We start from the raw sequence: 19,196 nt of genomic DNA, 5'->3' as shown, positions 1-19,196 counted from the left end.
ACGCGCTCAGCTTATTGGCAAGCTTCGCAATCCGGCTCATCAATGGCGCAAGCCTTTGGCACTGGCGCCGGGCCGGCTGGAGCAGCCAGCACCGAATCATCACCGTGGTTACCGCTGGAAACCGCGTTCAGCTTGCCGGTGTTGATGGTCGACTTCTCGGTGCTGGTCGCGGCCAGGGCACGGAGGTAGTAGGTGGTTTTCAGGCCACGGTACCAGGCCATGCGGTAGGTCACGTCGAGCTTCTTGCCCGATGCGCCAGCGATGTACAGGTTCAGCGACTGCGCCTGGTCGATCCACTTCTGACGACGGCTGGCTGCGTCAACGATCCACTTGGTGTCCACTTCGAATGCGGTCGCGTAGAGCTCTTTGAGCTCCTGCGGGATGCGCTCGATCTGCTGCACCGAACCGTCGTAGTACTTCAGGTCGTTGATCATGACCGAGTCCCACAGGCCGCGGGCTTTCAGGTCGCGCACCAGGTACGGGTTGATCACGGTGAATTCGCCCGACAGGTTCGATTTCACATACAGGTTCTGGTAGGTCGGTTCGATCGACTGCGACACACCAGTGATGTTGGCGATGGTTGCGGTCGGTGCGATGGCCATGATGTTGGAGTTACGAATACCTTTCTGCACACGGGCACGTACTGGCGCCCAGTCCAGGGATTCGTTCAGGTCAACGTCGATGTACTTCTGGCCACGCTGCTCGATCAGGATCTGTTGCGAATCCAGCGGCAGGATGCCCTTGGACCACAGCGAACCCTGGAACGTCTCGTAGGCGCCGCGCTCGTCGGCCAGGTCGCAGGAAGCCTGGATCGCATAGTAGCTGACCGCTTCCATGGATTTGTCGGCGAACTCGACCGCAGCATCCGAACCGTAAGGAATGTGCTGCAGGTACAAAGCGTCCTGGAAGCCCATGATGCCCAGACCGACCGGACGATGCTTGAAGTTGGAGTTCTGCGCCTGTGGCACCGAGTAGTAGTTGATGTCGATCACGTTATCGAGCATGCGAACGGCAGTGTTGACGGTGCGCGCAAGCTTTACGGTGTCCAGCTTGCCGTCGACGATGTGGTTCGGCAGGTTGATCGAGCCCAGGTTGCAGACGGCGATCTCGTCCTTGTTGGTGTTCAAGGTGATCTCGGTGCACAGGTTCGAGCTGTGGACCACGCCCACGTGCTGCTGCGGGCTGCGCAGGTTGCACGGGTCCTTGAAGGTCAGCCATGGGTGACCGGTTTCGAACAGCATCGACAGCATCTTGCGCCACAGATCTTTGGCCTGGATGGTCTTGAACAGCTTGATCTTGCCCGGGTACTGGGACAGGGCTTCGTAGTACTCGTAGCGCTCTTCGAAGGCCTTGCCGGTCAGGTCGTGCAGGTCCGGCACTTCGGACGGCGAGAACAGGGTCCACTGGCCGTCATCGAAGACGCGCTTCATGAACAGGTCCGGGATCCAATTGGCGGTGTTCATGTCGTGGGTACGACGACGGTCATCACCGGTGTTCTTGCGCAGCTCGATGAACTCTTCAATGTCCATGTGCCAGGTTTCCAGGTAGGCACACACCGCGCCTTTGCGCTTGCCACCCTGGTTGACCGCTACGGCGGTGTCGTTCACGACTTTCAGGAACGGCACCACGCCCTGGGACTTGCCGTTGGTGCCCTTGATGTACGAACCCAGTGCGCGCACCGGAGTCCAGTCGTTGCCCAGGCCGCCGGCGAATTTGGACAGCATGGCGTTGTCGTGGATCGCGTGGTAGATGCCCGACAGGTCATCCGGCACGGTGGTCAGGTAGCAGCTCGACAGCTGTGGACGCAGGGTGCCGGCGTTGAACAGCGTCGGGGTCGACGACATGTAGTCGAAGGACGACAACAGGTTGTAGAACTCGATGGCGCGGTCTTCTTTGTGCTTCTCTTCAATCGCCAGGCCCATGGCCACGCGCATGAAGAACACCTGTGGCAGTTCGAAGCGGATGCCATCCTTGTGGATGAAGTAACGGTCGTACAGGGTTTGCAGGCCCAGGTAGGTGAACTGCTGGTCGCGCTCGTGGTTGATCGCCTTGCCGAGTTTTTCCAGGTCGAAGGTGGCCAGGATCGGGTTCAGCAATTCGAATTCGATACCCTTGGCGATGTAGGCCGGCAGGGCCTTGGCGTACAGGTCGGCCATCTCGTGGTGAGTGGCGCTGTCGGCAACGCCCAGGAAACCCAGACCTTCGGCACGCAGGGTGTCCATCAGCAGGCGCGCGGTCACGAACGAGTAGTTCGGCTCGCGTTCAACCAGGGTACGGGCGGTCATCACCAGGGCGGTGTTGACGTCGGTCAGGGCCACGCCGTCGTACAGGTTCTTCAGGGTTTCGCGCTGGATCAGCTCACCATCGACTTCTTCCAGACCCTCACAGGCCTCGGTTATGATGGTGTTGAGGCGGCCCAGGTCCAGCGGTGCAAACGAACCGTCGGCCAGGGTGATGCGGATCGACGGGTGCGCCTGTACAGCGGCGTCTTCGGCCGGCGCGCGCACGGCACGCTCCTTGGCGCGCGAATCGCGGTAGATCACGTAGTCGCGGGCGACTTTCTGCTCGCCGGCTCGCATCAGGGCCAGTTCAACCTGGTCCTGGATTTCTTCGATGTGGATGGTGCCGCCCGACGGCATGCGACGCTTGAAGGTCGCGGTGACCTGTTCGGTCAGGCGGGCAACGGTGTCGTGGATGCGCGACGAGGCGGCAGCATTGCCGCCTTCAACTGCAAGAAACGCTTTGGTGATGGCGACGGTGATCTTGTCATCGGTGTAAGGAACGACAGTGCCATTACGCTTGATCACGCGCAGTTGGCCAGGTGCGGTGGCGGACAGATCCAGGTTCGAATCAGCGGCCTGCGGCACGGAGCCCTGCGGGTTCTCGCGAGTTGTGTCGGTTTGCATGGGGGGGTTGTCTCCACGTTCTATATTTGATTGCGAGTGCCAGGCTTTTGCCTGCAACACCCGTACCGTTTTCCATACCGGGATGGAGAACAGCTGCCATCCGCTTAAGCGATTTGGTCTACTGAAAAAAATCGGTGGTTCTACGCTGCACACGCCATAAAAAACTTGAATCAGGGACTGCTTCTGTGGTTGGGCAAATTCGGCGAAAACCCCACATGTAGGGTCTCCCTTGCCGCCGAGCTACAAGATAATGCGTTTTGGAGGGGTTAGCAACGCAGTAACCTGTGGATAACTCGTGGGTAAAATGTGTAAGAAAGGTTCAGTGCCGGTGTAGGCCGCATTACTGCTGCATCTTACCGTTTGTCGTTGAACATTCAGCTCGCAATGCAGGCTGCGCAATTTCGAAGGGCGCGAACCCTACCATAAAAAAATGCGATCACCGAATGCGCTTCCTGGCTTGTGTCAGAGGGCTGGCCCATGGCTACAATCGGCCTCACTTATGCCCCCCAAACATGACAAAGACGCTATGGCCTGCACAGACTTCAGAGGTGGGAGGGGCTGGTGTCTGCCGGGAGGGCGTTTCATAACAACGAGGATCACCCGTGGAGCAAGCACCCTGGCACCTGTTGATCGTCGAGGACGACGAGCGATTGGCCGAGCTGACCCGTGAGTACCTGCAGAGCAACGGCCTGCGGGTGTCGGTGGAAAGTAACGGTGCGCTGGCCGCGGCGCGCATCATTGCCGAGCAGCCGGACCTGGTGATCCTCGATCTGATGCTGCCCGGCGAGGACGGCCTGAGTATCTGCCGCAAGGTGCGCGCGCGTTATGACGGCGTGATTCTGATGCTCACCGCGCGCACCGACGACATGGACCAGATACAGGGCCTGGACCTGGGCGCCGACGACTATGTGTGCAAGCCGGTGCGCCCGCGCCTTTTATTGGCGCGCATCCAGGCACTGTTGCGGCGCAGCGAACCGGCAGAACCGACCAGCGCCCTTCACCAGCGCCGTCTGCAGTTCGGCCCGCTGGTGGTCGACAGTGCGCTGCGCGAAGCCTGGCTGCACGATGGCGCTATCGAACTGACCAGCGCCGAATTCGACCTGCTCTGGCTGCTGGTGGCGAACGCGGGGCGCATTCTGTCCCGCGAGGAAATCTTCATCGCCCTGCGCGGCATCGGCTATGACGGCCAGGACCGCTCCATCGATGTGCGCATCTCACGCATTCGCCCCAAGATCGGCGACGACCCGATCCACCCGCGCCTGATCAAGACCATCCGCAGCAAAGGCTATCTGTTCGTCGCCCAAGCCGCTGCGGATACGTCGCTGTGAACTCGATCTTCCTGCGCATCTACGGCGGCATGTGCGCCGCCCTGGTCCTGGTGGCGCTGCTCGGCGTGCTGGCCCTGCACCAGCTCAATGAAGTGCGCAGCGACCAGTACCGCGAGCGCCTGGCCCACGGCACATTTGCGTTGATGGGCGACAACCTGCAAACCATGAACACCATTGAGCGTCAACGGGCCTTGGCCATGTGGGAACGTCTGCTGGGCATCCCCCTGCAACTGCGCCCGCTGGCCGACGCCCGGTTGGACCTCGGCCAGCGCAGTCGCCTGCAGCGCGGCCAGGTACTGGTGGAGCAGACCGGGCCCCATGCCGCACGGGTGCTGCGCCTGGTCAGCGAACAGGAGCAACTGGTGCTGACGGGCGACGTGCAGCAGATCAGCGAGCAACTGGCCCGTGCGACGATTTACCTGCTGGCCGACGAATTGGTGCGTTTCCCCGTGGCCGAGCAGCCGCAGCGCCTGGCCGCTCTGAAAGAAGCCAAGGGTTTTGGCTTTGATATGCACCTGTTGGCCCTCGACCAGGCGGATATGGACGACGACCAGCGCCGCCGCGTGTCGGAGGGCGATACGGTGATGGCGCTGGGCAAGGGCGGTGACTCGATCCGCGTGTTTGCCGGCATGGCTGGCACGCCCTGGGTGCTGGAGATCGGTCCGCTGTATCAAATGAATCCGTATCCGGTGCAGTGGCTGATTCTGATTGCGCTGGCAGGCCTGACCCTGATCGGCTTGATCGTCTACTTCCTGGTGCGCCAGCTGGAGCGGCGCCTCAAAGGTCTGGAAGCTGCCGCCACGCGGATCGCCGAGGGTGATCTGCAAGTGCGTGTGCCGGCACGCGGTGCCGATTCGGTGGGCCGCCTGGCCGCTGCCTTTAATGGTATGGCCGAGCACCTGCAGCAATTGCTGGCGATTCAGCGCGAGCTGGTGCGCGCGGTGTCCCACGAATTGCGCACGCCGGTGGCGCGCCTGCGTTTCGGCCTGGAAATGCTTGGCGACGCGGCCACGCCCGAAGCACGGCGCAAATACCTGGACGGCATGGACGGCGATATCCAGGACCTTGATGGCCTGGTCGACGAAATGCTCACCTACGCCCGGCTGGAGCAGGGCGCACCGGCGCTGAATTTTCAGCGGGTCGACCTCGATGCGCTGCTCGATCAGGTGATCGGCGAGTTATCGCCACTGCGTCGCGAAGTCACCGTCAGTCGAGGTGACTGCTCGTCTTCAACGCAAGGGGATGTCGCCTGGGTCGATGCCGAACCGCGCTACCTGCATCGCGCTCTGCAAAACCTGGTAAGCAATGCCATGCGCCACGCCCAGGCGCATGTGTTGATCAGCTACCAGGTGGGCGCGTCGCGGTGCCGTATCGACGTTGAGGACGACGGGCCTGGCGTGCCGCAAAGCGCCTGGGAACGCATCTTCACGCCGTTCCTGCGTCTGGACGACAGCCGCACCCGTGCCTCCGGTGGGCATGGCCTGGGCCTGTCGATCGTGCGGCGGATTATTTACTGGCATGGCGGAAGGGCATTGATCGCCAAGAGCCATAACCTGGGCGGGGCATGTTTCAGCCTGAGCTGGTCGAGGGTGCAAGGTAAGCCCTGAGACCGCTATCGGGAGCAAGCCACCTCCAACAGTTGGAATGCGTTCCCCTGTGGTAGGGGGCTTGCTCCCGATAGCGGTGTATCAGCCGCTGATAGCCACCAGGCTCAACAATTGTCCATCACTCACCGCAAACTGCCCCTCCAGCTCCTTGCCATCGCACCACTCACTGGAAAGGTCCGTCAGCAACCGCAGCCGCACGTGACCTGTGTCCGACCAGTCCAGCACCTCGGCATGCTCAAAGTAGAAGCGCTTTTGCACAATCGGATACAAGGCCTTGAACAGGCTTTCTTTCACCGAAAACGTCAGGGTCACCACCTGTGCAATCTGTGCCTGCGGCAACAGGGCCATGCGCTGCAACTCATCGGCCGTCAGAATCTCTGCGGCCAGACGCTGCGCCCGCTCCAGTGTGAGCATGTTCTCCACATCCATCCCCAGCCCGCGCCACTGCGCCTTGTGGCCGACAATCGCCGCCGCATGCCCGGTGCTGTGGGTGATGGAGCCACTGATATGCCCCGGCCACACCGGTGCGCGATCGTCGCCAATCGCCGGAGTGCAGTCCAGGTGATCAAGGCGTTGCAGGGCGGCGCGGGCACACACGCGACCGGCCAGGAACTCCGCCTGGCGCTTGGCCACCGAGCGCTGGATGCTCGCTGGCTGCGGCACCGCGCAGCGCTGAAAATCGCCGTTGTCCAATCGCGCCGGATCAAAGCGGGTGCTGAAGAACACCGTGCCGGGCAGGGGCGCGGGCAGGGGCCAGTGGCTGTCGAGTGGGGTACAGCATGCGGGTAGGGGCGTCATGCGCGGTATTTTGCCGAGTTGGCGCGCCAGTGGATACCCCGCAGTGGTTCAGGCCAGGTTCAGAGCTTGTTCAGGGGGAGTTCAGGGGCGCGTGCGTAGTCTGCATGGGACCAGCCGTCGGGGTTCTGGGCTGTGCAGGCGGGTTACCGCCTCAGCGGCCAGTGCAACGGGATTAAAATACGCCAGCAAGACCTGCAGGGCCGCTATGATATCCCTCTGTCGGACAGTTGAATTGCCTTGGAGAGCCTTATGAAATTGCTGGTGGTGGAAGATGAGGCGCTGCTGCGTCATCACCTGTTGACCCGCCTGACCGACAGCGGCCACGTGGTCGAAGCCGTGGCCAATGCCGAAGAAGCCCTGTACCAGACCGGGCAATTCAATCATGACCTGGCCATCATCGACCTGGGTCTGCCCGGCATGGGCGGCCTGGACCTGATCCGTAAACTGCGCAGCGACGCCAAGACGTTCCCGATCCTGATCCTCACTGCCCGTGGCAACTGGCAGGACAAGGTCGAAGGCCTGGCCTCCGGCGCAGACGACTATGTGGTCAAGCCGTTCCAGTTCGAAGAGCTGGAAGCGCGCATGAACGCCTTGCTGCGCCGCTCCAGCGGGTTCACCCAGTCGACCATCGTCGCCGGTCCCTTGCTGCTCGACCTCAATCGCAAGCAAGCCTCGCTCGATGAGCAGCCGCTGGCGCTGACCGCCTACGAATACCGGATCCTCGAGTACCTGATGCGCCACCATCAGCAGGTGGTCGCCAAGGACCGCTTGATGGAACAGCTCTACCCTGACGACGACGAGCGCGATCCGAACGTCATCGAAGTGCTGGTCGGGCGTCTGCGCCGCAAGCTGGAAGGCCCGGCCGGGTTCAAGCCGATCGACACCGTGCGTGGCCTGGGCTACCTGTTCAATGAGCGCTGCCTTTGATTCGCTCGCTTCGCGTACGCCTTATGTTGGCGGCCGCCACCCTCGCCGTGCTGTTCATGCTGGGTTTGCTGCCGGCCATGCAGGGCGCGTTCAGTCTGGCGTTGCAGGATTCCATCGAGCAGCGTCTGGCGTCGGACGTCACTACCCTGATCTCGGCGGCGCGGGTTGAAAACAACCGCCTGCTGATGCCGGCGCAGTTGCCGGACGAGCGCTTCAACCTCACCGACAGCCGGCTGCTCGGCTATATCTACGACCGTGAAGGTCATCTGGTGTGGCGCTCGCGGGCGACCCAGGAAGAAAACATCAACTACAAGCCGCGCTATGACGGGCGCGGCAATGAGTTTGCGCGGATTCGCGAGGCCAACGGCCAGGAATTCTTCGTGTACGACGTGGAGGTCAAGCTGCTCGGCGGCAAGAGCGCCGCGTTCAGTATTGTCGCCCTGCAACCGGTGCGCGAATACCTGCTGACCCTCGAAGGCCTGCGCGAAAATCTCTACCTGGGCTTCGGCGCCGCCTTGCTGGTGCTGCTGACCCTGCTGTGGCTGGGCCTGACCTGGGGCCTGCAAGCCCTGCGACGGTTGAGCCAGGAACTTGACCAGATCGAGGGCGGCACTCGCGAGAGCCTCAGCGAGCAGCACCCGCGCGAGTTGCTGCGCCTGACCGGCTCTCTCAACCGACTGCTGCACGGTGAGCGCGAGCAGCGCGCACGCTATCGCGACTCCCTCGACGACCTGGCCCACAGCCTGAAAACCCCGCTCGCGGTGTTGCAAGGCGTGAGCGAAGACATGGCGCTGCGCCCCGCAGACCGCGATCAGGCCTGGGTGCTGCAATCGCAGATCGAGCGTATGAGCCAGCAGATCGGCTACCAGTTGCAACGCGCCAGCTTGCGCAAAAGCGGCCTGGTGCGCCATCAGGTGCGGCTTGAGCCGGTGCTGCAAAGCCTGTGCGACACGCTGGACAAGGTGTACCGCGACAAGCGCGTGACCGTGTCCTTCGACTTGCCGGATGAATGCTATGTGCCGATCGAGAAGGGCGCCTTGCTCGAATTGCTCGGCAACCTGCTGGAAAACGCCTACCGCCTGTGTGTGAGGGAGGTGCGCATCAGCCTGCTGGAAAACCTCGAAGGCGCCGAGCTGTGCATTGAGGATGATGGCCCCGGCGTGCCCGCCGACCAGCGCGCGCGGATTCTGCAGCGCGGCGAACGGCTGGACCGTCAGCATCCGGGGCAGGGGATTGGCCTGGCGGTGGTCAAGGACATTATTGAAAGCTACGGTGCGCGCCTGACCTTGGGCGATTCGCCATTGGGTGGCGCGGCGTTCAAGATTCATTTCCCGGCGGTCTGATCTTCATTGGCTACACTGGCCCTATCGCAGGCAAGCCAGCTCCCATAGTTGACTGTATTCACAAATCAAATTGTGGGAGCTGGCTTGCCTGCGGTGGCGTCCGCCCAGGCGCCATATCCCCCAAACGTATCTCCCCAAGGCGGATATCCGCCAAATTGTAGGACGATAGAGGTCGCTCCGGCGGAAATCCGCCACATTGTCTGACCCGGCAGGCCATGCCTGTACATCGCTATCCCTGACATCTAAAGGCCTTACGGAAATTTCCGTAAAGTGGCACGGCGTTTGCGATCAAGATGACAGCGCAGGCGTGTTCCTACAGGCCTCGCAAACAACAAATCCCTCCAGTGCAGGAGGGTTCGCAATTCAAGTGTCGTGGGCAATGGCGGATATTTGCCACACGGGACGATTGAGGAACTTTGCAATGACGACTCGTCAGCCACTCTACAAATCCCTGTATTTCCAGGTGATCGTCGCAATCGTTATCGGTATTTTGCTCGGCCACTTCTACCCGGAGACCGGCGTGGCCCTCAAGCCACTGGGCGACGGCTTTATCAAGCTGATCAAAATGGTCATTGCCCCGATCATCTTCTGCACCGTTGTCAGCGGCATCGCTGGCATGCAAAGCATGAAATCGGTGGGCAAAACCGGCGGCTACGCGCTGCTGTACTTCGAAATCGTTTCCACCATCGCCCTGCTGATCGGCCTGATTGTGGTGAACGTCGTGCAGCCGGGCGCTGGCATGCACATCGACGTCGCGACCCTGGATGCCTCCAAAGTCGCAGCGTACGTCACCGCCGGTAAAGACCAGAGCATCGTCGGCTTTATCCTCAATGTGATCCCGAACACCATCGTCGGCGCGTTCGCCAACGGCGATATCCTGCAAGTGCTGATGTTCTCGGTGATCTTCGGTTTCGCCCTGCATCGCCTGGGTGCCTACGGCAAGCCGGTGCTGGACTTCATCGATCGCTTCGCCCACGTGATGTTCAACATCATCAACATGATCATGAAGCTCGCGCCACTCGGTGCCCTGGGCGCCATGGCGTTCACCATCGGTGCCTACGGTGTGGGTTCGCTGGTGCAACTGGGCCAGTTGATGATCTGCTTCTACATCACCTGCCTGCTGTTCGTGCTGGTGGTGCTGGGCGGTATCTGCCGCGCCCACGGTTTCAGTGTGATCAAGCTGATCCGCTACATCCGTGAAGAGCTGCTGATCGTGCTGGGTACGTCTTCTTCCGAGTCGGCCCTGCCACGCATGCTGATCAAGATGGAGCGTCTGGGCGCGAAGAAATCCGTGGTGGGTCTGGTGATCCCGACCGGCTACTCGTTCAACCTCGACGGTACATCCATCTACCTGACCATGGCTGCCGTGTTCATCGCCCAGGCGACTGACACCCACATGGACATCACCCACCAGATCACCCTGCTGCTGGTGCTGCTGCTGTCCTCCAAAGGCGCTGCAGGCGTGACCGGTAGCGGCTTTATCGTGCTGGCCGCGACCCTGTCGGCTGTCGGCCACCTGCCGGTTGCCGGCCTGGCGCTGATCCTGGGTATCGACCGCTTCATGTCCGAAGCCCGCGCTTTGACCAACCTGGTGGGTAACGCCGTTGCCACCATCGTCGTGGCAAAGTGGGTCAAGGAGCTGGACACCGACAAGCTGCAAAGCGAGTTGGCTTCCGGCGGCACCGGTATCTCGGAAACCCGCGAAATCGACGACCTGGGCGTGGCCGAAGGCCCGACTCCGGTGGTCAAGTAAACCGCTGATGGCGTGAACTGACGCCAAGGCAACCCGCAAACGCCCCGACTTGTTCGGGGCGTTTGCGTTTGTACGCGCGGCCTTTTGGAATTTTTTGCTTTAGAGTCAATCGATACCTCATCAACAAACGCTCACAGGAGGGTAGATGGACAGTGTGGATCTGAACGTCCTGCGTAGCGTATTGGCGTGGCGCCAGGCCGGGCATCGCGTGGTGCTGTACAGCGTGGTGCAGACCTGGGGCAGTGCGCCGCGTCCGCCTGGGGCAATGCTGGCCCTGCGCGGCGATGGCGTGGTGATTGGCTCGGTTTCCGGCGGCTGCATCGAGGATGACCTGATCGCGCGCCTGCAGGATGGCCGGATGGCCGCTGACGGCCCGCCGGTGCAGATGGTGACCTATGGCGTTACCCGCGACGAGGCGGCGCGCTTTGGCCTGCCGTGTGGCGGCACCCTGCGCCTGACCGAGGAGCGGGTGGTGGAGTGGGAGTGGGTCGCGCAGCTGCTGGCACGCTGTGAGGATCACCAGATCGTTGCCCGCGAGCTGAACCTGGCCACGGGAGAGGTGACCCTCAGCGATGCCAGCAAGACCGATGTGGTGAGCGTTGACGACCAGCGTCTGCGGGCCATCTATGGTCCGCGCTGGCGGTTGTTGCTGATCGGCGCCGGGCAACTGTCGCGGTACGTGGCGGAAATGGCGCGGCTGCTGGATTTCGAAGTGCTGATCTGCGACCCGCGCGAGGAGTTTGTCTACGGCTGGGAAGAACAGCACGGTCGCTTTGTGCCGGGCATGCCGGACGAAGCGGTGCTGAATATCCAGACCGACGAACGCACGGCCATCGTCTGCCTGACCCATGACCCTCGGTTGGACGACATGGCCTTGCTGACCGCGTTGAATTCCAGCGCCTTCTATATCGGCGCGCTGGGCTCGCGGGTCAACAGCCAAAAGCGCCGGGAAAATCTCGCAGAACTGGGCCTGTCGAATGAGGCCATTGCACGTTTGCATGGGCCGATCGGTTTGCACATCGGCAGCCACACCCCGGCGGAAATTGCGCTGTCGCTGATGGCGGAAATTGTCGCGATCAAGAATGGCGTGGCGCCGATGCAGAAAAAGCCGCTGGCGGCGGTGGCCGAGTGACACTGACCGCGATTGTGCTGGCAGCGGGGCAGGGCAGTCGCTTTCGCGCCGAAACGGGACAGGATAAGTTGCTGGCTCAATGCATGGGCCGGGACGGTGTAACGCGGCCGGTAATCGAGCATGTTTTACTGAGTTTGCCTGAGCAGGTCGTCTCGCGGCTGTTGGTGACGTCGCCGGAACGTAGGGACGTCATTCGGTTGGCCAAGGCATATGGCTGCGAGGTCCTGCTGCTGCAATCGGTGGGGATGGGCGACAGCATCGCGGCGGCGGTTGCGGCCAGTGCGTCTGCTGACGGTTGGTTGGTGGTACTGGGGGATATGCCGTTTATCCAGCCCGCGACTATCGAGCGTGTGATCGATGATTTGGAAAGCATCAATGTGCCAGTGCATGCCGGGCAGTGTGGGCATCCGGTTGCTTTCGGTCGGGCATTTGGCCCTTCGTTAATGGCGCTGACGGGGGATCGCGGCGCAAAGCCTCTGTTTGCTCAGGCTGCCGTGAAGCAAGTGCCAGTGAATGATGCCGGCGTACTCTGGGATGTGGATGTGCCGCAAGGGCTGAGTTTCAACGCAGACTAAAATGCGGGAGGCCCGAGCCTCTGTGGCGAGCGGGCTTGCCCCGCGTTGGGGTGCGAAGCGCCCCCAATCAAGGAAAAGGTGGTGTGCCTGACACTGCACCAGGGTCTTGGGGCTGCTGCGCAGCCCAACGCGGGGCAAGCCCGCTCGCCACAGGGATGTGTCTGCCTGAGATTTCGACCTTTCAAAATCAACACGTTATTTTGTATTTGATAAGCGTCTGCTGGTTAAGGTTTTTGGACAGACAAAAAAAGCCCCGCCTGATCACTCAGGCGGGGCTTTTTAGTGGCTGATGGAATCAGACGAGAGGTTTAGGCTCGTGCTCTTCTTCCTGGGCCTTTGACGTCTGGGCAGCGGCGGCGGCCTCGGCTTCCTTGCGGCGGCGACGCACTTCACGTGGGTCGTTCGGCGCACGGCCGTTTTCAGTCAGGGCGCTGGCAGGTGCGGCTTCAACCACAGGGGCCGCCACTTCAGCTTCCACCGGCGCTTCAACTACTGGCGCGGGCTCGACGACCGGGGTCGGCTCAACCACCGGGGCAGGCTCGACAACGGCGACCTCGGCAGCCGGGGCTGGCGCTTCTTCCACTACAGGGGCAGGTGCCTCAACCGCAGCGGCCGGTTCGGCAGTCCACTGGAAGGCGGTCTGTTCTTCACGAACTTCACGCACTGCCGGGGCGGCTTCTTCGACAACCGGTGCTTCGACAGCCGGCGCCTCAACAGCCGCTTCAACCACGGGCTGAGGTTCGGCCACTGGCGCAGGCTCTACGGCAACCACTTCGGTTTGCGGCTGGGCGTCACGCTCCAGTGCAACTTCCACTTCCGGAACCACTGGGGTTTCGATCGGGGTGGTCGCTTCGACTACTGGCGCTTCAACCACTGCGATTTCGGCGACAGGCGCCTCTGCAGCAGGGGTTTCTTCGACAGCAGCGGTGGCGCGTTCAGCCTGCTCGTGAGCCTGGGCTTCAGCCGGGGCACTGATGACCGAGCTGGCAACGGCAGCGGTAACGGCCAGGCCGGCGGCCAGTTCGTTACCTGTTACTTCGGTGCCTGTCGCTTCGTTATTGGAGCCTTCAGCGTTTTCGCCGGTATCTTCCGAGCCTTCGATCACATTGCCGTTGGCATCACGCTGACGCTCACGACGGTTGCTGCGACGACGCTGGCCACGGGAGCGGCGGCGTGGACGATCGCCCTCGGCGTTGTCCTGGCCATCTTCCTGCAGTTGCTCTTCGCCGGTCAGCACTTCTTCTTCGCTGCTGGCTTCAGCTTGCTCGGCACGTGGCTGACGCTCTTCACGCGGCTGGCGCGGTTGGCGCTCTTCACGTGGGGCTCGTTCTTCACGCGGCTGGCGAGCCGGGCGCTCTTCGGTGCTGGCGGCAGCGACGGCGGCAACGGCTGGCGAAGCGTCCAGTGGCTCACGCAGTTCACGCACACGCTCTTCACGCTCGCCGCGCGGCTTGCGATCTTCGCGCGGTGCACGTGCGGTACGAGGGGCGCGCTCTTCGCGTGGTGCGCGCTCTTCACGGGCTACGGTCGGGGTGTCCTCGCGGGCTTCGCGGGGGGCACGCTCTTCACGCGGTGCACGTTCTTCGCGAGGCTTGCGCTCTTCGTCGCGACGACCATTGCGGTTACGGCTCTGCTGGCGGCCGTTACGGCGTTCTTCATTGCGCGCAGGGCGCTCGGCAGCAGGCTTTTCAGCCACAACCGGCGCTGCCGGTTCTTCCTTGGTGGCGAACAGGCTGACCAGCGACTTCACCAGACCCTTGAACAGGCTTGGCTCAGGCAGGGCGGCCGGTGCGGCAACCGGTGCGGCGGCTTCAACCGGAACCGGCGCATTGGCACGTGCCGGCGCAGTCTTGACGGCTGCTTCCTGGCGAACCAGGGTGCGGGTCGCAGCGGCTGGCTGGACTTCTTCCACTTCGGCAGCGGCCGCCGCGATTTCGTAGCTGGACTGGTTGGTGTGAGCTTCCGGGCTGTCATCACGCAGGCGCTGCACTTCGAAGTGCGGCGTCTCGAGGTGATCGTTCGGCAGGATGACGATGCGGGCACGGGTACGCAGTTCGATCTTGGTGATCGAGTTGCGTTTTTCGTTGAGCAGGAACGCGGCCACCGGGATCGGCACTTGTGCGCGGACTTCGGCGGTGCGGTCTTTCAGGGCTTCTTCTTCGATCAGGCGCAGGATCGCCAGGGACAGCGATTCAACGTCACGGATGATGCCGGTGCCGTTGCAGCGCGGGCAGACGATGCCGCTGCTTTCGCCCAGGGATGGACGCAGGCGCTGACGGGACATTTCCAGCAGGCCGAAGCGCGAGATGCGGCCCACTTGTACGCGGGCGCGGTCAGCTTCCAGGCATTCGCGGACTTTTTCTTCCACGGCGCGCTGGTTCTTGGCCGGGGTCATGTCGATGAAGTCGATCACGATCAGGCCGCCGATGTCACGCAGGCGCAGCTGGCGGGCGATTTCTTCAGCCGCTTCCAGGTTGGTCTGCAGGGCGGTTTCTTCGATGTCGCTGCCTTTGGTCGCACGCGCCGAGTTGATGTCGATGGACACCAGGGCTTCGGTTGGGTCGATCACAATGGAGCCGCCGGAAGGCAGTTCGACCACGCGCTGGAAGGCGGTCTCGATCTGGCTTTCGATCTGGAAACGGTTGAACAGCGGAACGCTGTCTTCGTACAGCTTGATCTTGCTGGCGTACTGCGGCATTACCTGGCGGATGAAGGTCAGGGCTTCGTCCTGGGCTTCAACACTGTCGATCAGCACTTCGCCGATGTCCTGGCGCAGGTAATCGCGGATGGCGCGGATGATCACGTTGCTTTCCTGGTAGATCAGGAACGGCGCGGAGCGATCCAGCGAGGCTTCTTTGATGGCGGTCCACAGTTGCAGCAGGTAGTCGAGGTCCCACTGCATTTCTTCGCTGCTGCGGCCCAGGCCGGCAGTGCGCACGATCAGGCCCATGTCGGCCGGAGCGATGAGGCCGTTCAGCGCTTCACGCAGTTCGTTGCGCTCTTCGCCTTCGATGCGACGGGAGATGCCGCCAGCACGCGGGTTGTTCGGCATCAGCACGAGGTAACGGCCGGCCAGGGAGATAAAGGTGGTCAGGGCGGCGCCCTTGTTGCCACGTTCTTCTTTCTCGACCTGAACGATGACTTCCTGGCCTTCGCTCAGGACGTCCTTGATGTTCACGCGGCCTTCGGGGGCTTTCTTGAAGTATTCGCGGGAGATTTCTTTAAGGGGCAGGAAGCCGTGGCGCTCGGAGCCGAAATCGACAAAGGCAGCCTCAAGGCTGGGTTCGATGCGAGTAATACGGCCTTTATAAATGTTGGCCTTCTTTTGCTCGCGCGCACCGGATTCGATGTCCAGGTCGTAGAGGCGCTGGCCATCTACCAGTGCAACACGCAACTCTTCGGGTTGAGTTGCGTTAATCAGCATTCTTTTCATGTTGTACCGTCGGTTTCCGGGCTGCCGGAAACGGCGTTCGGCACACACGACTTCTCACGGTCGGTGTCAGGTGCGTCAAGAGTGGTTGGCCACTCCAGTGTCCAGCAATACCTGCCAATTGGGCGGGCATCGCGACGGACGCGTCCTGCTTGTTAGCGGTGGTGACAAAGGCACCACTTCAACAAAAGCTAAGGTCAGGAGGAGGAATCAACCGGCGACTGTGGACGAGATGAAGCGTCTAAATATAAGCCTAGTGCTACACGGTCCGACGGTTGTGCATCTCCACCCTACACGTATCCCTGATAATTCGGGTGCTGCCGCGCGCAGAATCCGCAGCGGGTTGGCATTTACCGTGGGCTCCAATGGGGAGTCCACGCTCATGGCTAAACAAGACTCAATGTGGGCGACTGCGCTCACATCCAGCTCTTAACAGGCGTTGTTTCCGAAGCATTCGCCGTGGTCCGGCACAAGACTGACTGCACTTTGTGAACTGGCCGTAAATATCGGCGCAAAACGCGAGTATTCACTCTGCGCATCGCGCTCGCTTCAGGCCTCATGTCACCTGCGCTTGTTACAATCCTGAGCCTTCCAGGGTGGCAAACGCCCCGTAGGACGGCCTCGCGTCCTGATGAATTGCGATGGTCAGGGCCGGCAGTTTGCCGCAAGTCCTCTGTCCAGGCCGCTTTTGGCGGCGTTCGCGACTATAGCAGCAATGATTAAGTGCTTCAATTCCATAAAAAATTGTTATCATCGCCGCCATGACGACTACCGCCCCCCGACCCCCAGCGTCCAGCTGCTTGAGGTCTCGCCGGAATATGCCGGCCAACGCATCGACAATTTTCTCCTGGCCAGGCTCAAGGGCGTGCCCAAGACCTTGATCTACCGCATTTTGCGTAAAGGCGAAGTGCGCGTGAACAAGGGCCGTATCAAGCCCGAATACAAGCTGCAGGCTGGCGATATCGTACGGGTGCCGCCGGTACGTGTGCCTGAACGTGACGAGCCGGTGCCGTTGGCACAAGGCCTGTTGCAGCGCCTCGAAGCCTCCATTGTGTTCGAAGATAACAAACTGATCGTGATCAACAAACCCTGCGGCATTGCGGTGCACGGCGGCAGCGGCCTGAATTACGGCGTGATCGAGGCCTTTCGTCAGTTGCGCCCGGACGCCAAGGAGCTGGAGCTGGTGCATCGCCTGGACCGGGACACCTCCGGTCTGCTGATGATCGCCAAAAAGCGCAGCATGCTGCGCCACCTGCACACCGCCCTGCGTGGCGACGGCGTGGATAAACGCTACATGGCGCTGGTGCGCGGCAATTGGGCCAGCTCGATCAAGAGCGTGCGTGCCCCTTTGCAGAAGAGCAATCTGCGCTCCGGCGAGCGCATGGTCGAAGTGGATGAGGAGGGCAAAGAGGCCCTGACCCTGTTCAAGGTGCTGCGTCGTTTCGGCGATTTTGCCACCATGGTCGAAGCCAAGCCGGTCACCGGGCGTACTCACCAGATTCGCGTGCACACCCTGCATGCGGGCCACTGCATTGCCGGCGACACCAAGTATGGCGATGAGGGGTTCTCCAAGGAGATTCGCGATCTGGGTGGCAAGCGCCTGTTCCTGCACGCCTACATGCTCACGGTGCCGCTGCCCGATGGCGGCGAGCTGAAGCTGCAGGCGCCCGTCGATGAGATGTGGGCCAAGACCGTGGAGCGCCTGAGTGTCGCACCTTGACTACAAACTGCTGATTTTTGATTGGGACGGTACGCTGGCCAACTCCATTGGCCGGATCGTCGAGTCGATGCACATGGCGTCGACCCGCTCGGGTTTTGAGTTGTGTTCGGATTTTGCCATCAAGGGCATCATCGGTCTGGGCCTGCCTGAAGCGATCCGCGCCTTGTACCCCGAGATCAGCGACGCCGAGTTGATCACGTTCCGCAATCATTACGCCGATCACTACATCGCGCTGGAAGCCACGCCATCGCCGCTGTTCGAGGGCGTGGTGCAGTCGCTGGACGCGTTTCGCGCCGAGGGTTATCACTTGGCGGTTGCCACCGGCAAGGCCCGTCGCGGCCTCGACCGCGTACTCAAGGCTCATGGCTGGGAAGATTACTTCGACATCACCCGCGCCGCCGACGAGACCGCCAGCAAGCCCCATCCGCTGATGCTGGAGCAGATCATCGCTCATTGTGGCGTGTCACCGCGTCAGGCCTTGATGGTAGGCGATGCCTCCTTTGACCTGATCATGGCGCGCAATGCCGGCATGGACAGTGTGGCGGTCAGCTACGGCGCCCAATCCGCACAGGCCTTGCAGCAATATGAGCCCAGGTTGACCATCGATCATTTTTCGCAATTGCAGGCCTGGCTTGGTCGGGCCCAATAAGTTTTTGCCGGGGTTAAGCGTATGAGTGACGAGTGGAAAGCGCCTGAAAAGGCCGAAAGCGGTGATGACAAAAGCTGGAAGCTGCTGGAGAAGACGCTTCTGGCCAGTGTCCAGGAGCAACGGCGTGCACGTCGTTGGGGGATTTTCTTCAAGCTGCTGACCTTCACTTACCTGTTGCTGATGCTGGCGCTGTTCAGCCCGCTGATGGACATGGAAAAAAGCGCCACCCGTGGCGCCCACTACACCGCCTTGATCGAAGTGCGCGGGGTGATTGCCGACAAGGAGCCCGCCAGTGCCGACAATATTGTCGGCAGCCTGCGTGCGGCGTTTGAAGACACCAAGGTCAAGGGTGTGATCCTGCGCATTAACAGCCCGGGCGGCAGTCCGGTGCAGTCGGGCTATGTCTACGACGAGATTCGCCGCCTGCGTGCCCTGCACCCGGATATCAAGCTGTACGCGGTGATTTCCGATCTGGGTGCCTCGGGTGCCTACTATATTGCCAGCGCCGCCGACCAGATCTATGCCGACAAGGCCAGCCTGGTGGGCTCCATTGGTGTGACAGCGGCCGGTTACGGTTTTGTCGGCACCATGGAAAAGCTCGGTGTGGAGCGGCGCACCTACACCTCGGGTGAGCACAAGGCGTTCCTGGACCCGTTCCAGCCGCAGAAGGCCGATGAAACCCAGTTCTGGCAGGGCGTGCTCGACACCACTCATCGCCAGTTCATCGCCAGTGTGAAGCAGGGTCGTGGTGATCGGCTGAAGGACAAGGACCATCCAGAGCTGTTTTCCGGGCTGGTGTGGTCGGGCGAGCAAGCCTTGCCGTTGGGCTTGATTGACGGCCTGGGCAGTGCCAGTTCGGTGGCGCGGGATGTGGTAGGCGAGAAAGAGCTGGTGGACTTTACGGTTGAGGAATCGCCGTTTGACCGCTTCTCCAAGAAGCTCGGAGCCAGCGTGGCCGAGAAGCTGGCTTTGTACATGGGCTTCCAGGGGCCGGCGCTGCGCTGATCTCTCAACATGTATGTGATTCA

At 61.7% G+C, this 19,196-nt stretch carries 13 protein-coding genes; 10 read left to right on the top strand and 3 right to left on the bottom strand.

Going from position 1 to position 19,196, the window contains the following annotated elements; genetic code table 11:
• Window positions 1-11: 11 nt before the first annotated feature.
• The gene (locus VRB54_RS17895; RefSeq protein ID WP_338478230.1) at window positions 12-2,906 is read right to left on the bottom strand and encodes a ribonucleoside-diphosphate reductase subunit alpha; all 2,895 of its coding nucleotides are present in this window, start codon (window positions 2,904-2,906) and stop codon (window positions 12-14) included.
• Between the two features lie 602 nt (window positions 2,907-3,508).
• On the opposite strand from VRB54_RS17895, the gene VRB54_RS17890 reads away from it, so the two are divergent.
• Window positions 3,509-4,234, top strand: coding sequence for a response regulator (locus tag VRB54_RS17890; protein ID WP_338478229.1), 726 nt, complete (start codon window positions 3,509-3,511; stop codon window positions 4,232-4,234).
• Window positions 4,231-5,841 (top strand): ATP-binding protein, encoded by a 1,611-nt coding sequence (locus tag VRB54_RS17885; protein WP_338478228.1) that lies wholly within the window; start codon window positions 4,231-4,233, stop codon window positions 5,839-5,841. Before VRB54_RS17890 ends, VRB54_RS17885 begins: the two co-directional genes overlap by 4 nt.
• A gap of 81 nt (window positions 5,842-5,922) precedes the next feature.
• On the opposite strand, the gene VRB54_RS17880 is transcribed toward VRB54_RS17885, so the two are convergent.
• Window positions 5,923-6,639 carry a 4'-phosphopantetheinyl transferase family protein gene (locus VRB54_RS17880; RefSeq protein ID WP_338478227.1) on the bottom strand — a complete coding sequence of 239 codons (717 nt, stop codon included), beginning with the start codon at window positions 6,637-6,639 and terminating at the stop codon, window positions 5,923-5,925.
• Between the two features lie 249 nt (window positions 6,640-6,888).
• On the opposite strand from VRB54_RS17880, the gene VRB54_RS17875 reads away from it, so the two are divergent.
• From VRB54_RS17875 to VRB54_RS17855, 5 genes are all read left to right on the top strand, one after another.
• A complete protein-coding gene (locus tag VRB54_RS17875) occupies window positions 6,889-7,566 on the top strand; it encodes a response regulator (RefSeq protein ID WP_003233491.1) in 678 nt (225 codons plus the stop codon).
• Window positions 7,563-8,909, top strand: a complete 1,347-nt coding sequence (locus tag VRB54_RS17870) for an ATP-binding protein (RefSeq protein WP_338478226.1) — start codon at window positions 7,563-7,565, stop codon at window positions 8,907-8,909. Before VRB54_RS17875 ends, VRB54_RS17870 begins: the two co-directional genes overlap by 4 nt.
• A gap of 421 nt (window positions 8,910-9,330) precedes the next feature.
• Window positions 9,331-10,662 (top strand): dicarboxylate/amino acid:cation symporter, encoded by a 1,332-nt coding sequence (locus VRB54_RS17865; protein ID WP_338478225.1) that lies wholly within the window; start codon window positions 9,331-9,333, stop codon window positions 10,660-10,662.
• A 145-nt stretch (window positions 10,663-10,807) separates the two neighbouring features.
• A complete protein-coding gene (locus tag VRB54_RS17860) occupies window positions 10,808-11,794 on the top strand; it encodes an XdhC family protein (RefSeq protein ID WP_338478224.1) in 987 nt (328 codons plus the stop codon).
• Window positions 11,791-12,369 carry a nucleotidyltransferase family protein gene (locus tag VRB54_RS17855; RefSeq protein ID WP_338478223.1) on the top strand — a complete coding sequence of 193 codons (579 nt, stop codon included), beginning with the start codon at window positions 11,791-11,793 and terminating at the stop codon, window positions 12,367-12,369. Before VRB54_RS17860 ends, VRB54_RS17855 begins: the two co-directional genes overlap by 4 nt.
• Window positions 12,370-12,664: 295 nt before the next feature.
• Here the strand turns inward: VRB54_RS17855 and rne are convergent, their stop codons facing one another.
• Window positions 12,665-15,802 carry a ribonuclease E gene (gene rne, locus VRB54_RS17850; RefSeq protein WP_338478222.1) on the bottom strand — a complete coding sequence of 1,046 codons (3,138 nt, stop codon included), beginning with the start codon at window positions 15,800-15,802 and terminating at the stop codon, window positions 12,665-12,667.
• A gap of 712 nt (window positions 15,803-16,514) precedes the next feature.
• Between rne and rluC the strand changes: the two genes are divergently transcribed.
• The 3 genes from rluC to VRB54_RS17835 are packed head-to-tail and all read left to right on the top strand — an operon-like array spanning window position 16,515 to window position 19,173.
• Window positions 16,515-17,519 (top strand): 23S rRNA pseudouridine(955/2504/2580) synthase RluC, encoded by a 1,005-nt coding sequence (gene rluC, locus VRB54_RS17845; protein WP_338478221.1) that lies wholly within the window; start codon window positions 16,515-16,517, stop codon window positions 17,517-17,519.
• A complete protein-coding gene (locus VRB54_RS17840; RefSeq protein WP_338478220.1) occupies window positions 17,506-18,168 on the top strand; it encodes an HAD-IA family hydrolase in 663 nt (220 codons plus the stop codon). The genes rluC and VRB54_RS17840 overlap by 14 nt, the downstream gene beginning before the upstream one ends.
• Before the next feature lie 21 nt (window positions 18,169-18,189).
• Entirely contained in the window at window positions 18,190-19,173 is a 984-nt protein-coding gene (locus tag VRB54_RS17835) for a S49 family peptidase (protein WP_338478219.1), read from the top strand.
• Window positions 19,174-19,196: the final 23 nt, after the last annotated feature.

The sequence above is a fragment of the Pseudomonas trivialis genome, assembly GCF_036864995.1.
Taxonomy (GTDB): domain Bacteria; phylum Pseudomonadota; class Gammaproteobacteria; order Pseudomonadales; family Pseudomonadaceae; genus Aquipseudomonas; species Aquipseudomonas trivialis.
Note: the sequence above shows the minus strand (reverse complement) of the source record. Positions and strands in the feature narration are given on the sequence as shown.

Coding starts and splice junctions, on each gene's coding strand:
- rluC (WP_338478221.1), top strand. CDS start 16,515: ATGATTAAGTGCTTCAATTCCATAAAAAATTGTTATCATCGCCGCCAT.
- rne (WP_338478222.1), bottom strand. CDS start 15,802: ATGAAAAGAATGCTGATTAACGCAACTCAACCCGAAGAGTTGCGTGTT.
- VRB54_RS17865 (WP_338478225.1), top strand. CDS start 9,331: ATGACGACTCGTCAGCCACTCTACAAATCCCTGTATTTCCAGGTGATC.
- VRB54_RS17895 (WP_338478230.1), bottom strand. CDS start 2,906: ATGCAAACCGACACAACTCGCGAGAACCCGCAGGGCTCCGTGCCGCAG.
- VRB54_RS17860 (WP_338478224.1), top strand. CDS start 10,808: ATGGACAGTGTGGATCTGAACGTCCTGCGTAGCGTATTGGCGTGGCGC.
- VRB54_RS17875 (WP_003233491.1), top strand. CDS start 6,889: ATGAAATTGCTGGTGGTGGAAGATGAGGCGCTGCTGCGTCATCACCTG.
- VRB54_RS17835 (WP_338478219.1), top strand. CDS start 18,190: ATGAGTGACGAGTGGAAAGCGCCTGAAAAGGCCGAAAGCGGTGATGAC.
- VRB54_RS17880 (WP_338478227.1), bottom strand. CDS start 6,639: ATGACGCCCCTACCCGCATGCTGTACCCCACTCGACAGCCACTGGCCC.